This window comes from Paenibacillus sp. FSL P4-0338 (assembly GCF_038002365.1).
Taxonomy (GTDB): Bacteria; Bacillota; Bacilli; order Paenibacillales; family Paenibacillaceae; genus Paenibacillus_AQ.
The window spans coordinates 2051091-2063837 of the sequence record NZ_JBBOCG010000002.1; the positions used below are offsets into that span (position 1 = coordinate 2051091).

A 12747-nucleotide genomic window follows, 5' to 3' on the forward strand; every position below is an offset into this window, starting at 1 on the left:
TGGAACTGTACGATGTCAGGAAAGAGGGAATATTCATGCTGCATGATCAGCTGCTGAGGGACCCGAATACATATGAAGAGCTTAAGCTGGAGGGTATGGGAGCGGTCAATCCGGTGAATGGACGGCAATATCCGTGGAGACAAGGGTATTTTGCTTTTATGGAGGAAGCGGATGCCGCAGGTAATAACCGGAAGTACCTGGAACTATACAACCGGATTGCCCGCTTCTACCGGCTGTCCAATAAGTTCTACTTCGTGCTGAAGTTCGGCGGAGAACGCAGCTATAGAGAGCAGTTCCTGTCTTCGCTTGAGCTGCGCGGCGGCCAGCGTGTGCTGGAGACCTCGGTGGGCAGCGGCGATAACTTCCCGTATCTTAACATGAAGACTGAGAACGTGAAGGCCGAGCTGTACGGGCTGGATATTTCCAGCGGAATGCTGAAGCAGGCGGTGCGTAATCTGCGGCGGTGGAAGCTGGAGGCACATTTGTTCCAGGGTAACGCAGAGAGATTGCCTTTTCAGGACAACAGCTTTGACTGCGTCTACCATGTAGGCGGAATTAATGTTTTCAGCGATCCGCGTGCTGCGGTACTGGAGATGATCCGGGTGGCGAGGCCGGGCACAAGACTGATGATTGCCGACGAGACGCAGAAGCTGGTGAACGGAACGTACGGGAAGGTGCCGGTGGTTAAGGGGTATTTTGCAGAGGGAGCGGACATGCCGGAGATGCTTGGGCTGATCCCGCCGGAGATGTTGGAAGTAGCTTACAAGGAAGTGTGCAAGGGCCTGATGTATTGCATTACTTTTCGTAAGCCATGAGGCAGGTTGAATAGAAGGATAATTAAGGCTTCCTCTTAAGGGAGTTATTTACATGGCGGAAAAGTTGATCTTTGTTTGCCACCCTACCTAAGAACGATTACACTATGACTATGTGATTTGCAACTTAGGAGGGAAGTACCATGGCGATTTATACGCGTACGGGGGATAAGGGCGAGACCTCAGTTATTGGCGGCCGGGTAGGCAAGGACGATGTCCGCGTCGAGGCTTACGGCACCATTGACGAGCTGAACTGCTTCGTTGGCCAGGCACGGAGCCTGATGGAAGACGAGCGGTTTCTAGATGTCCGCGAGCAGCTGCTGGAGATTCAGCATGAGCTGTTTGACTGCGGATCGGATCTGGCGTTCGTGAAGCTGAGTGAGAACCGCTACAAAGTAAAAAGCGAGATGGCCACGCGTCTGGAAGGCTGGATCGATGCGCTTCAGGCCGAGAATCCGGTGCTGGAGCGCTTCATTCTGCCCGGCGGAAGCCAGCTGTCCTCGGTGCTGCATGTCTGCCGGACGGTCTGCCGCCGGGCCGAGCGCCGGGCAGTGACGCTGGGCCGCAGTGCGGAGATTAACCCTGAGGCGGTAATCTATCTGAACCGGCTGTCCGACTATTTCTTCGCTCTGGCCCGTGCTGCCAACACCCGGCTGGAGATTGCTGAAGTAGAATATCTGCGCAGCAAAAAGGTGTTCCGGAACAAATGACCAGCTATTATCCGCCCATCTCCTATATAGTGCCGCCGTCCGAGGACGGCTGGCTGCTCAAAACCATTCTGCAAAAGCGGATGGATGTCTCCCGCAAGCTGCTCTCCCGGCTCAAAATGACAGACCTCGGCATTACCCTGAACGGAGAGCGTGTCTATATCAGCGTCAAGGTGAGCAGCGGGGATGAGGTCCAGATCCGGATGGAGGAAGAGACGTCAGAGGATATTATGCCGCAGCCGATTCCCTTCGAGATTCTGTATGAGGACGGGCATCTGCTTGTGGTAAGCAAAGCCGCAGGAATGATTGTCCATCCGACCCACGGTCATTATACCGAGACCCTGGCGAACGGAGTGGTACATTACTGGGCAGAGAAGGGCGAGCGGGTCCGCTTCCGCCCTGTACACCGGCTGGACCAGGAGACCTCCGGGGTGCTGGTGATTGCCAAGAATCCGTACAGCCACCAGCACATCTCCGAGCAGATGATTGCCGGCACGGTGGACAAGCGGTATACCGCGTTCGTTCACGGTGTGCCTGCTCTGCCCAGCGGCGATATCGACGGTCCGATCGACCGCGATCCGCTGGAGCCGCACCGGCGGATTGTGACGCCGGACGGTTATCCCTCCTTGACCCGGTATGAGGTCAAGGAGGTCTATGGCAGTGCAGCTTCACGCGTCGAGCTGAAGCTGGAGAGCGGGCGCACCCACCAGATCCGGGTGCATATGGGATCGGTCGGCTGCCCGCTGATCGGTGACGGGATGTACCGTCACCCGCTGTATGGGCAGGCGGCTGGCGGCCGGACGGAGGCGTTGTCGCCGGGCGACGTCGCCCGGCTCGCGCAGATCGCGGAGCTGGACGCGGCCATTCCGCGCCAGGCGCTGCACGCGGTGCGGCTGGCGTTCCGGCATCCGGTGACGCATGCCGAGCTGGTCTTCGAGGCTCCGCTGCCGCCGGATATGGCGCTGCTGCAGGAGAAGCTGCGGCAGTCGGCACGGTAAGTAAGCGCCGGACCTATCCGGGACTCAGCTTCCCGTTGCAACAGCATGTAGCTTGGCTACAATCGGAGGAAGATGCTAAGCAGTATGCTGCCTTTTATATGCGCCAACCGCTCATAGAGTAACCTTTCTGCCACCATTGGAGTACACCAACAGGCAAATAAGTGCCAGGCTGCACATATTTTGCAGCTATATGAAGGCTCTGCGGCAAGCAAGTGGAAAAAGTACAACTAAAATTGCCCCATACTCCGCAAAGTAACGATTTATTCTGAATTAAGTGCCTGAAATCCAACTATTTCCTCTCGCGATGCGGATTTGGAAGGAAGAGTTGTACAATTTCCACCTATTGAGGTTGGCCGTGAGGTCGGGCGTAATGCCGGCCGGGTAAAAGCCGCTGCTATGCAGACGACCCCAACAATATAAGCAGCAGTGACGATCTTTAGGACTAGCATTACTGCTGCACTTTATGATAGAAGGAGAAGCCGATGAGTAACTTGAAGGTGTACCAATATCCGAAATGCAGCACCTGCCGCAGCGCAGTGAACTGGCTGAAGGAAGCGGGGCATGAGCTGGAGCTGCAGCATATCGCAGAGCAGCCGCCAACCGTGGAGGAGCTGCGTGTGCTGGTGAAGCACAGCGGGCTGCCGCTGAAGAAGTTTTTTAATACGAGTGGTGAAGTCTACCGGGAGCTTGGCCTGAAGGACAAGCTTGCAGACTTAAGCGAAGACGAGCAGCTTGCGCTGCTGTCCGCACATGGGATGCTGATTAAGCGTCCAGTAGTTACTGACGGCAAGAAAGTTACCGTAGGCTACAAGGAAGACCAGTACGCCGAAGCTTGGAGCAACGCCTAAAATTAAGGAATACAAGGAGAGGTTACACATGAGCACAGCAACAGAAATCAAGGGCCGGGTCATGATTGTCGATGGAATGGCTCTGCTGTTCCGCGCTTTTTATGCTACCTCTTATGGTGGATATATCCGCAAGACCCGCGCCGGGCTGCCGACGAATGCGGTGTATGGATTTTTGCAGTATTTTTTCGACGCGGTGAGTACGTTTGAGCCTTCACATGTGGTCTGCTGCTGGGATATGGGCAAGGGCACGTTCCGCTCGGAGAAGTACGAAGGCTACAAATCGAACCGTATTGACGCGCCGCTGGAGCTGATCCCGCAGTTTGATCTGGTTAAGGAAGTGGTGGCTGAGCTGGGCGTGCCGAATATCGGTCTGGTTGGTTATGAGGCAGATGACTGCATCGGCACACTGGCTTCATGCTACAGCGGGGAGTCGGAGGTCTACATTCTTACGGGGGACCACGACATGCTGCAACTGGTGAATGACAGCGTCAAGGTCGTGATTATGAAAAAAGGCCGCTCCAACTATAAGGTGTACGATCCAGCGGAATTGCTGGAAGAACGGGGCCTCACCCCTGCGCAGGTGATCGACCTGAAGGGCTTCATGGGCGACACCAGCGATAATTATCCCGGTGTGAAGGGCATAGGCGAGAAGACCGCCACCAAGCTGCTGACGGAATACGGCACTGTGGAAGGGGTCATCGAGAACCTGCATCTGCTGCCCAAGGGCGTGCGGGCTAAGATTGAAGCGGACCTCGACATGCTGCATCTCTCACGGGAACTGGCGGAAATCCGCTGCGATGTGCCGATAGTATGCGAGCTGGCCGAATGTCTGTGGGAGCTGCAGCGGGATAACGCCGCACGCAAGTTCAATGAGCTGGAGTTCGGCAGCTTGATGCATCTGATCGGCGGGATCGCCGAGGAACGGGATGACCGGGGAATCGTACAGATTGAGCTGGGGGATCTGGGCTGAAGCCGGAATAGACAGCAAACCAAACAAGACAGCAAACCAAACAAGACAGCAAACCAAACAAGACAGTAGCTACTCACCTATCGTGAGCGTGTACTGTCTTGTTTGCGTGTGAAGAGATAGACCGCATTATCCTCAGATGGCGGCACAAGCAGGCGGGATAATTCCTCATTCAGCTCCATGCTGAAATGCTTAGCCTTATCATACGCATCGAAATCACCGGTGATCGCCGGGTCTCTTGTACCGATTACAATGTACAACTCTACAGATTCCGTATTAAAAACATGCTTCTCATACGGGTTGCCGGGCACCGGCCAAGAACAAAGCACCACCTTAGGAGCGTATTTGCTCAGTGCAGCTTTGGCATCGGCTTGTTCCACAAAATCGGGGTAGGTGATATAATGCGCCCAGCTATAGTCATCAGTTGCCCGGCAGGCTGTGCCGTTATCGTTAAGGAATCTCGTCAAGGTACCGTCACCTGCACCGATCTCCAGGCACGCCTTGTCTCCGATCAGAGCGGATAAGTGCTTGATTAACGAACGGGAATAGAAGCAATAGATTCCTTGTTTATTGACAAGCGGCATCAGCATTTTGGGGCGGATAATCAGCTTCCAGCATATCCGGAACAGAGGGAGCGATACGGGCTTCCGGACAAGCTTTTCCTTGAACAGGAGCTTCTGCAGAATATAACCGTCCCAGAGATTGAACCGGACAGGCCCCGAGGCTGATTCGGCGGACACCGCTAATTGCAGCTGCTCGATCAGATAAATGGCAAACCGGGCTTTAATAATATTAGGAAGAAAAGCGTTAATGGTGGTTTGATTAAAGCCGCTTTTGACAATTTTGCTCTTCGCTATTTTGGCGCTGCTTGTATAGCTGGCGAGCAAATTATGGATCAGGTTGGCGCGTTTTTGGCTTGATAAGGCATTGATCTCAAGCAGCACTTCTTCTTTGTACTCCGGATATTCTGACAAAAGCGTGCGGGTATCAGTCTCATTCCTCAGTATTTGCTCGGCGGCCGTCTTGCTGAAGGTTAGCGCTCTTACGTCCCGGCTCAAATCACAATACCCTCGCAGTGATCCACCTCATGCTGAATAACCTGCGCCGTAAATCCGGTAAAGCTATCCCGGTGCTTCTTGAAATTATAATCGAGGTACTCTACCTCAATGTAGTCGTACCGTTTCGCCGGGCGTACGCCTTCGAGCGAGAGGCAGCCTTCCTCAGTGTCATAAGGACGGGTGCGCTTAACGATCACCGGATTGATCATCGAAAGGGTTAATTGCTGCTCCACGCGGATGGCAATGATGCGTTTGTTGACGCCAATCATGTCCGCAGCCATGCCGACGCACCGGTCGGAGTTGGCGTTCAGGGTCTCCACAAGATCCATTAACACGGGCAGATCCTTTTCCGTGGCCGGAGCAGATTTCTGGCTAAGAAGCGATATATCTTTACTGATAGGTCTAATCATCATACTCTCCAATTGTGCTGTATTTGTGTGTCCATAATATCATTTTTGGCGGGGAAGTGAAATGCGGGAGTGCGGGAAGTTCTGCTTAAGATAAAGATTGACGAACCGGAGGAAGCTTGATTATAATGTTAATATAAGTGTTAAATGATTAACAAATATATTAACCTAAAGAGGAGCGTTAACTTCCCATGGCAGAACGCATTGTACTGAACACCGACATCCGCAAAGGTAAAATTGACCGCAACATCTACGGACATTTCGCTGAGCATCTGGGACGCTGTATCTATGAAGGCATCTGGGTAGGCGAAGATTCCCCTATTCCGAACACCAAGGGTATCCGCAACGACGTAGTGGAAGCGCTTAAGGAAATGAAAATTCCGGTACTGCGCTGGCCGGGCGGCTGCTTCGCTGATGAATACCACTGGAAGGACGGTATCGGCCCGAGCGAAGAGCGTAAGCGGATGATCAACACACACTGGGGCGGCGCGGTAGAGAACAACCATTTCGGTACGCATGAATTCATGCTCCTCTGCGAGATGCTGGGCTGCGAGCCGTACATCAACGGTAACGTAGGTAGCGGAACTGTTCAAGAGATGTCCGAGTGGGTTGAGTATTTGACCTTCAACGGAGTCTCGCCAATGGCTGAGCTGCGTCAGAAGAACGGCCAGGAAGATGCCTGGAGCGTTAAGTATTTTGGTGTGGGCAACGAGAACTGGGGCTGCGGCGGTAACATGCGTCCTGAATTCTATGCTGACCTGTACCGTCAATATCAGACGTATGTGCGCAACTATGGAGACAACAAGATCCACCGGATCGCCTGCGGGGCGAATGCGGATGACTATAACTGGACGGAAGTACTGATGCGTGAAGCTACCCGCTTCATGGATTCGCTTACCCTGCACTACTACACCCTGCCTACTTCGGACTGGAATCATAAGGGCGCGGCTACAGGCTTCGGAACAGACGAATACTTCACAACATTGAAGAAGGCACTGTTCATGGATGAGCTGGTTACCCGCCATATCGCTATCATGGACAAATACGATCCTGAGAAAAGAGTCGGCCTGATCGTTGACGAATGGGGCACCTGGTATGATGTTGAGCCGGGTACGAACCCGGGCTTCCTCTACCAGCAGAACACGATCCGTGATGCGCTGGTGGCCGGCTTGACGCTGAATATTTTCCACAAGCACAGTGACCGTGTACGGATGGCGAACATTGCCCAGACAGTGAATGTACTGCAGGCCGTTATTCTGACCGAAGGCGAGAAAATGCTCCTGACCCCAACCTACCATGTATTCAACATGTACAAAGTGCATCAGGATGCAGAATTGCTGGAGCTGACTGTGGACAGCCCGGTATACAGCTATGAGGGAGTAGAGATTCCTGAAGTATCGGCTTCCGCTTCTGTAACCGCAGAAGGCGTAATCCATGTCAGCCTGTGTAACCTGAATCATGCAGCATCGGCAACCCTGCCGCTGGAACTGCGCGGATTGGCTGGACAAGCATCCGTAAGCGGAACTACGCTGGCCGGAGCTTCCATCGATGCCCACAATAGCTTTGAGCAGCCGGAAGCTGTGACACCACAGACATTCAGCGCCTTCAAGCTTGAAGGGGATACGCTGACTGTAGAACTGCCGCCAATGTCGGTAACCGTTCTGGAAATTACTCCGAAGGCATAAGGAACGCAGGATGACGACCACTTCAACCTGCAAGGGATGCCGTGAGGAGTACAAGGTCACGGAAGCGCAGATTGCCCGCATTCTGGCCTCCTCCATGTTCAATCCTGACAATTCGGCTTCCGATGAGGTCTATGCCGAGCGGCTGGCGATCTGCGGGACCTGCCCGAAGCTGCAGGATGGCGTAACCTGTACTGCCTGCGGGTGCATCATTCCTGTCGTGGCCCGGCTGAAGGCCCGCAGCTGTCCGCTGCCGGGCGGCGGAAAGTGGCAGCCGGTGGCGGTGGCGGAATGACGGCTCACGCCTGGCGCAAGAGGCCATGCTAAACAGATAGGCTAGAAGCCGCCCTTGCCATAAGAGCCGGATCGATCACCAAAAGCTCCTCCAACCTGCACAATGCTGCGGTTGGAGGGGCTTTTTTGCGTTATGGAGGTGAGGGGAAAGGGACATGGAAGTGTTAGAGGAGGCGAAGTTGGCAAAGTAAAGGGGGAAAATCCAATTGGTACGGCGGGAAGTGGGCTGGATGAGGGAATGAGAGGGATAAATCCCACTGATACGGTAGAAAGTGGGGTGGATGAGGAAATGAGAGGGATAAATCCCTCTAATGCGGCGGGAAGCTGGCTGGATGGATGTTGGGAGGGGCATTAGTGCCCCTGAATCGGCCGAAAGTGGGCGATGAGCGGAAATGAGGGGCATTAGTGCCCCTGAATCGGTTGAAAGTGGGCGATGAGCGGAAATGAGGGGCATTAGTACCCCTGAATTGGTCGAAAGTGGGCTTTGGGCGGAAATGAGGGGCATTAGTACCCCTGAATTGGTCGAAAGTGGGCTTTGGGCGGAAATGAGAGACATTAGTACCCCTAAATCCGTGGAAGTGGGCGTTAAGCAGTAGTGAGGAGTTTTGGCTCCAAAAGTAGCTGAAACGAAAACTAACCTAATTAGTCTAACTAATCAATCAATCTCCCCCTACCTACCTACCTGCTAAGCAGGCCTTTACAAAGAACCCGGCAAATCTGCCACACCATCCGTATAAAACAACTCAAACACCAGATCCTCGTTGTAATTGCCGAAGCCCTTGCCGAACAGGGTGAGACCGCCGATGTGCTCGGCATCCTCCTCGACGGAGAGCCGGAAGGTCCATTGTTTGTTGCGGATGCCTACCTGATCGAGGGTGACCTCCGACAGCTTTTGCCCGTCCATGTAGGTACCCGTCTGCGTAATCCGCAGCTGCTTGAGCAGGCCGTATTGGTTGGTTAGTGCGGGCCACCAGGCCGGTGTGTATTTTCCCGGATTATCTCCGTAGTCACCGGGACTGGTCCAGAAGCCGAGCGATTGTCCGTTCAGCGTGAAGGTAATATCCGACGGCCAGTTGTTGTTAATCGACGGGGCTTCGGAGGCAATCTCCATCGTGATGGCAAGCTCCTCCGGCTGCTGGCTGGACAGCAGGAAATTCGGGATTTTATACTCGACGAACCCCTTGCCGAACCAGAGAATCCCGGCGTTCACCCGCTCCTGGTCCCAGAAATAACGGGGATCGTCAAAGTGCCCGATGACCCTCTCCGTCGTAGACAGTCCGCAGGTAGGCTCGATCTGGAAGTCGGAGTAATGCCCCACCGGGATGTCCTTGCGGTACCCTCTGCGCGGAGTCCGGGCTTGTCCCGGAAACACAATCTCTGCCCCGTCTGCGGCCAGTGTACAAATCTTTTGCAGTCCGCTTTTGCCGGGAGCCATGTGGCTGCGGATCAGCCCGGCGGCTTCGAGCTTGCGCACATGCATGGTCATAATCGCACTGCTTAGCTTGAGGGCTGCGGCCAGTTCCTTCACGTTCATGGGTTTATCGGACAGCAGCCGCAGCATATGCAGGCGCACGGTACTGGACAGGGCCTCGTACACTGGCAGGGATTGTTCAGTTAGATCAAGTTTCATCGGATGCCTCCACGTTCAGGTTATATAGTTAATAATTATATTACTCAAATAAAATTTCTACAAGCCATGATTGGCTGCAGGCCAGCTTTTCCAATTTATATCACAGACACGCTAGGCCGAGTCCGCTATGATGTGAGATGAATTAGCAATGAAACAAGGTGCTCTTGCCGGATGCGGCAAGGGATAACAGGGAATCGGGTGCAACTCCCGAGCGGTCCCGCCACTGTATGGAAGAGCTGCACTTCATGAGGTCACTCGGGAAGCCCCGGGGAAGACGAAGCCTGCGGCGCCTGTATTCCAAGCCAGGAGACCTACCTTGTCGACGCACACCACGACTCTACGCGGATAGGAGCGGTGTACGGATAGGTTAATGAGAAGAGGCGTTCTGCCCTGATGGACCGGAGGAATCTTGAGTGTAGAGAGGCCCCCCGGTTTATAGCTGCTGGATACAAGGATACGGCCCCTAGTGATGGGACGATGAGAAGCACCTTGTTTCGCTTAGCTCCTGGCTGCGTGCTCTATCGAACTTGCCTGCGTACATACACTCCCACCCTTTAGGGTGGGTTTTTTTGGCTTTATGATCTTAAATGGGAAATCAACAAACATGGAGGGTGACAAATGAAAAAACACAGAGGGTGGAGCTTTGCGGCACTGGTTGCCGGATTTACGGTGTACTTTATGCTGAACGAACCGGGGACGGCCCGCGCGATGCACATTATGGAAGGATTCCTGCCGGTTGGCTGGGCGGTCTTCTGGTGGGCGGCGTTTATCCCGTTCTTTGTCCTGGGAATCTTCAAGCTGAGAGCCATGACCCGGGAGAACCCGGAGCTGAAGCTGCTGCTGGGTCTGGCCGGGGCGTTTACCTTCGTCCTGTCTGCGCTCAAAATGCCTTCCGTGACCGGAAGCAGCTCCCACCCCACCGGTACCGGACTGGGTGCGGTAATGCTGGGGCCGCTGCCCATGAGCGTAATCGGCTCGATTGTCCTGCTGTTTCAGGCGCTGCTGCTGGCGCACGGCGGGATCACTACGCTTGGAGCCAATGCGTTCTCGATGGCGGTGGCGGGTCCTTTTGCCGGATATGCAGTGTATAAGCTGATGATGAAAATGCCGGACCGCGAGAAGCTGGCCTTATTCTGTGCGGCTGCGATGGCTGATCTGAGTACGTATGTAGTGACTTCCTTTCAACTGGCGGTGGCTTTTCCGGCGGCGGATGGCGGCGTTCTGGCTTCTTTTCTCAAATTCGGGGGGATTTTTGCCGTGACGCAAATCCCGCTGGCCATCAGTGAAGGGCTGTTGACGGTACTGCTGTGGAACTGGCTGAAATCGTATAGCCCGAATGAATTGTCGCTTCTGAAACGCAAGGTGAACGGAGGAAGAGCCTAATGAGCAATAGATGGAAAAATGGATTGATGCTGCTGGTTGTTATTCTGCTGGTCATTCTGCCGCTGCTGCTGGTTAATGGGGAATTCGGAGGGGCTGATGATGCGGCTGAAGGTGTGATTACCGAGATTAACCCTGACTATAAGCCGTGGTTCAAGCCGCTGATTGAGCTGCCGGGGGAGACGGAGAGTATGTTGTTCGCATTGCAGGCAGCGATTGGTGCAGGTGTGATCGGTTATACCTTGGGGCTGCTCAAGGGCAAGCAGGGCGGGACGAAGCAGCATAGCAGCAAGTGATCCGGCGGATTGACGTTCTCTCCTACAATAATGCTCTGCGCCAGTTATCCCCGATGTGGAAAAGCTCGTTCGCAGCCCTGATGTTCCTGCTCTCTTACACGGTACATCCGGTACTACAGGCTGCAATCACCCTATGGATGATGTCCTGGTGTGTATTACAGGCCCGTATTCCCTTCCGTGCTTATGGCATGCTGTTCGGCACAGCGCTGCTGTTCTATGCGCTTAGCGTACCGGCACTGCTCGTGGAATTCGGGCACCCGGCATCGGGAGAGGCAGGGATATTCTCATTTCCGGGACTGAACCTGCCGGTATATGTTACAGCGGCCGGGCTTCAGCGGGCAGGAGAGCTGCTGGCCAGAATCTCTGCTTGCATGAGCTGTTTCTTTTTCCTGATGTTCACTACTCCGTTTAGTGAGCTTTTGCAGGTGCTGCGCAGGCTGCGGATGCCGCAGATTGTCCTGGAGCTGATGCTGATTATGTACCGCTTCTTATTCCTGCTGAGTGATGCAGCGCATGGTCTGCTGCTGGCCCGCAGGCTGCGCGGAGGCCGGCGGGGCTACAAGGCCAGACTGCGGGAGACTGCGGCCATGGCAGGAGCGCTGTTCGGCAACACGATGCACCGGTATTACGGATTATCGCAGGGGCTGCTGGCCCGCGGATTCACAGACGAGATTATTATCCCGCCTTATACGGCGCGTCCTGTGCCGAGGCGCTATACAATCCAGGCTTATACCGGTATTGCGCTACTGTTGCTGGCTGAGACGTACTTTATCACTAACACATGAAAGGAGCCGGTCATGGATCAGGAATATAGTCTGAGTTGTGACGGAGTGGTCTTCCGTTACCCGGATACGAAGGAGCCTGCGCTGCATGAACTGACGTTCTCCATCCCCGCAGGCAGCAAGACGGCAATAATCGGTCATAACGGTTCGGGCAAATCGACGTTGTTCCTGCATGCCGTTGGCATTCTGCGCCCGCAGCAGGGTACGGTTGTGCAAGGAGGGAAGGCGTTATCCTACTCCAAAAAAGAGCTGGCCGCTCTGCGGCGGAAGGTGGGCCTGGTCTTCCAGGACCCTGAGCAGCAGCTGATCCTCAGCACACCGCTGGAGGATGTGTCGTTTGGGCTGCGCGGCAGCGGAATGGCTGAACCGGCTATTGCTGCGCGCTGCCGGGAGGTCATGGAGCTGCTGAATCTGACTGATCTGGGTGATAAACCGATTCATCAGCTTAGCCTGGGCCAGAAAAAACGCACGGCACTCGCCGGTGTACTGGCTATGGAGCCTGAGCTAATTCTATTGGATGAGCCGACCTCGTATCTGGACCCGTTATCGGAAACGCAGATGCTGAAGGGCCTTGAAGCCATACATGATAAAGGGACAACCGTAGTTATGGCTACGCATGACATGAACCTGGCTTACCGCTGGGCGGACTGGATTATTGTGCTGGAGCATGGAAGATGCAGGGCGGCGGGGACACCGGAGGAGATTTTTGCGGGACGGGAGGAGCTATTGTCCATCGGGCTGGGACTGCCGCTGCTGGCTGACTTATGGTTCAGCCTGCCTGATCGCCTGACCGCAGGTCAGAGCGCTCCCCGCACCGCCGATGAATTCAAATTGAAACTGCATAAGCTGCTTGCGCTTGACCACAGCTATTCATGAACGGGGGAAG

General features: G+C 54.6%; 14 protein-coding genes and 1 riboswitch. Of the genes, 11 read left to right on the forward strand and 3 right to left on the reverse strand.

Features of this window, described 5'->3' with window-relative positions; genetic code table 11:
- Positions 1-35 precede the first annotated feature (35 nt).
- The 5 genes from MKZ07_RS32900 to MKZ07_RS32920 all read left to right on the forward strand — a co-directional run bounded on the left by MKZ07_RS32900 (position 36) and on the right by MKZ07_RS32920 (position 4335).
- Complete coding sequence (locus MKZ07_RS32900) at positions 36-815, forward strand: class I SAM-dependent methyltransferase (RefSeq protein WP_341029684.1); 780 nt, start codon at positions 36-38, stop codon at positions 813-815.
- 140 nt (positions 816-955) lie between these two features.
- Positions 956-1522: a cob(I)yrinic acid a,c-diamide adenosyltransferase gene (locus MKZ07_RS32905; protein ID WP_036696754.1), complete on the forward strand. Its 567-nt coding sequence runs from the start codon at positions 956-958 to the stop codon at positions 1520-1522.
- Entirely contained in the window at positions 1519-2517 is a 999-nt protein-coding gene (locus tag MKZ07_RS32910) for an RluA family pseudouridine synthase (protein ID WP_341029686.1), read from the forward strand. The genes MKZ07_RS32905 and MKZ07_RS32910 overlap by 4 nt, the downstream gene beginning before the upstream one ends.
- A gap of 482 nt (positions 2518-2999) precedes the next feature.
- Entirely contained in the window at positions 3000-3365 is a 366-nt protein-coding gene (locus MKZ07_RS32915) for an arsenate reductase family protein (protein WP_076158868.1), read from the forward strand.
- Positions 3366-3393: 28 nt separating this feature from the next.
- A complete protein-coding gene (locus MKZ07_RS32920; RefSeq protein ID WP_051493734.1) occupies positions 3394-4335 on the forward strand; it encodes a 5'-3' exonuclease in 942 nt (313 codons plus the stop codon).
- 77 nt (positions 4336-4412) lie between these two features.
- On the opposite strand, the gene MKZ07_RS32925 is transcribed toward MKZ07_RS32920, so the two are convergent.
- The gene (locus MKZ07_RS32925; RefSeq protein ID WP_076158873.1) at positions 4413-5390 is read right to left on the reverse strand and encodes an SAM-dependent methyltransferase; all 978 of its coding nucleotides are present in this window, start codon (positions 5388-5390) and stop codon (positions 4413-4415) included.
- Entirely contained in the window at positions 5387-5803 is a 417-nt protein-coding gene (locus MKZ07_RS32930; RefSeq protein ID WP_341029693.1) for a peptide deformylase, read from the reverse strand. The genes MKZ07_RS32925 and MKZ07_RS32930 overlap by 4 nt, the downstream gene beginning before the upstream one ends.
- 185 nt (positions 5804-5988) lie before the next feature.
- On the opposite strand from MKZ07_RS32930, the gene MKZ07_RS32935 reads away from it, so the two are divergent.
- Both MKZ07_RS32935 and MKZ07_RS32940 read left to right on the forward strand, forming a co-directional pair.
- Complete coding sequence (locus tag MKZ07_RS32935) at positions 5989-7482, forward strand: alpha-N-arabinofuranosidase (protein ID WP_341029696.1); 1494 nt, start codon at positions 5989-5991, stop codon at positions 7480-7482.
- Positions 7483-7492: 10 nt separating this feature from the next.
- Positions 7493-7774, forward strand: coding sequence for a DUF6171 family protein (locus tag MKZ07_RS32940; protein WP_341029697.1), 282 nt, complete (start codon positions 7493-7495; stop codon positions 7772-7774).
- 696 nt (positions 7775-8470) lie between these two features.
- On the opposite strand, the gene MKZ07_RS32945 is transcribed toward MKZ07_RS32940, so the two are convergent.
- Positions 8471-9403: an ArsR/SmtB family transcription factor gene (locus tag MKZ07_RS32945; RefSeq protein ID WP_076158887.1), complete on the reverse strand. Its 933-nt coding sequence runs from the start codon at positions 9401-9403 to the stop codon at positions 8471-8473.
- Between the two features lie 139 nt (positions 9404-9542).
- Positions 9543-9736, forward strand: a riboswitch (cobalamin riboswitch).
- A gap of 285 nt (positions 9737-10021) precedes the next feature.
- Between MKZ07_RS32945 and MKZ07_RS32950 the strand changes: the two genes are divergently transcribed.
- Genes MKZ07_RS32950 through MKZ07_RS32965 form a run of 4 tightly spaced genes read left to right on the forward strand, consistent with a single transcriptional unit; the run spans position 10022 to position 12737 of the window.
- Positions 10022-10786, forward strand: a complete 765-nt coding sequence (locus MKZ07_RS32950; protein ID WP_076158892.1) for an energy-coupling factor ABC transporter permease — start codon at positions 10022-10024, stop codon at positions 10784-10786.
- Positions 10786-11079, forward strand: coding sequence for an energy-coupling factor ABC transporter substrate-binding protein (locus tag MKZ07_RS32955; RefSeq protein WP_341029700.1), 294 nt, complete (start codon positions 10786-10788; stop codon positions 11077-11079). Before MKZ07_RS32950 ends, MKZ07_RS32955 begins: the two co-directional genes overlap by 1 nt.
- The gene (gene cbiQ, locus MKZ07_RS32960; RefSeq protein ID WP_036696774.1) at positions 11076-11864 is read left to right on the forward strand and encodes a cobalt ECF transporter T component CbiQ; all 789 of its coding nucleotides are present in this window, start codon (positions 11076-11078) and stop codon (positions 11862-11864) included. Before MKZ07_RS32955 ends, cbiQ begins: the two co-directional genes overlap by 4 nt.
- A 12-nt stretch (positions 11865-11876) precedes the next feature.
- Positions 11877-12737, forward strand: coding sequence for an energy-coupling factor ABC transporter ATP-binding protein (locus MKZ07_RS32965; protein ID WP_036696777.1), 861 nt, complete (start codon positions 11877-11879; stop codon positions 12735-12737).
- Positions 12738-12747 lie beyond the last annotated feature (10 nt).

What these genes read in the sequence shown, in the direction of transcription:
- MKZ07_RS32915 (WP_076158868.1), top strand. Translation starts at nt 3,000, where the DNA reads ATGAGTAACTTGAAGGTGTACCAATATCCGAAATGCAGCACCTGCCGC.
- MKZ07_RS32900 (WP_341029684.1), top strand. Translation starts at nt 36, where the DNA reads ATGCTGCATGATCAGCTGCTGAGGGACCCGAATACATATGAAGAGCTT.
- MKZ07_RS32935 (WP_341029696.1), top strand. Translation starts at nt 5,989, where the DNA reads ATGGCAGAACGCATTGTACTGAACACCGACATCCGCAAAGGTAAAATT.
- MKZ07_RS32910 (WP_341029686.1), top strand. Translation starts at nt 1,519, where the DNA reads ATGACCAGCTATTATCCGCCCATCTCCTATATAGTGCCGCCGTCCGAG.
- MKZ07_RS32965 (WP_036696777.1), top strand. Translation starts at nt 11,877, where the DNA reads ATGGATCAGGAATATAGTCTGAGTTGTGACGGAGTGGTCTTCCGTTAC.
- MKZ07_RS32945 (WP_076158887.1), bottom strand. Translation starts at nt 9,403, where the DNA reads ATGAAACTTGATCTAACTGAACAATCCCTGCCAGTGTACGAGGCCCTG.
- MKZ07_RS32955 (WP_341029700.1), top strand. Translation starts at nt 10,786, where the DNA reads ATGAGCAATAGATGGAAAAATGGATTGATGCTGCTGGTTGTTATTCTG.
- MKZ07_RS32930 (WP_341029693.1), bottom strand. Translation starts at nt 5,803, where the DNA reads ATGATGATTAGACCTATCAGTAAAGATATATCGCTTCTTAGCCAGAAA.
- MKZ07_RS32940 (WP_341029697.1), top strand. Translation starts at nt 7,493, where the DNA reads ATGACGACCACTTCAACCTGCAAGGGATGCCGTGAGGAGTACAAGGTC.
- MKZ07_RS32905 (WP_036696754.1), top strand. Translation starts at nt 956, where the DNA reads ATGGCGATTTATACGCGTACGGGGGATAAGGGCGAGACCTCAGTTATT.
- MKZ07_RS32920 (WP_051493734.1), top strand. Translation starts at nt 3,394, where the DNA reads ATGAGCACAGCAACAGAAATCAAGGGCCGGGTCATGATTGTCGATGGA.
- MKZ07_RS32950 (WP_076158892.1), top strand. Translation starts at nt 10,022, where the DNA reads ATGAAAAAACACAGAGGGTGGAGCTTTGCGGCACTGGTTGCCGGATTT.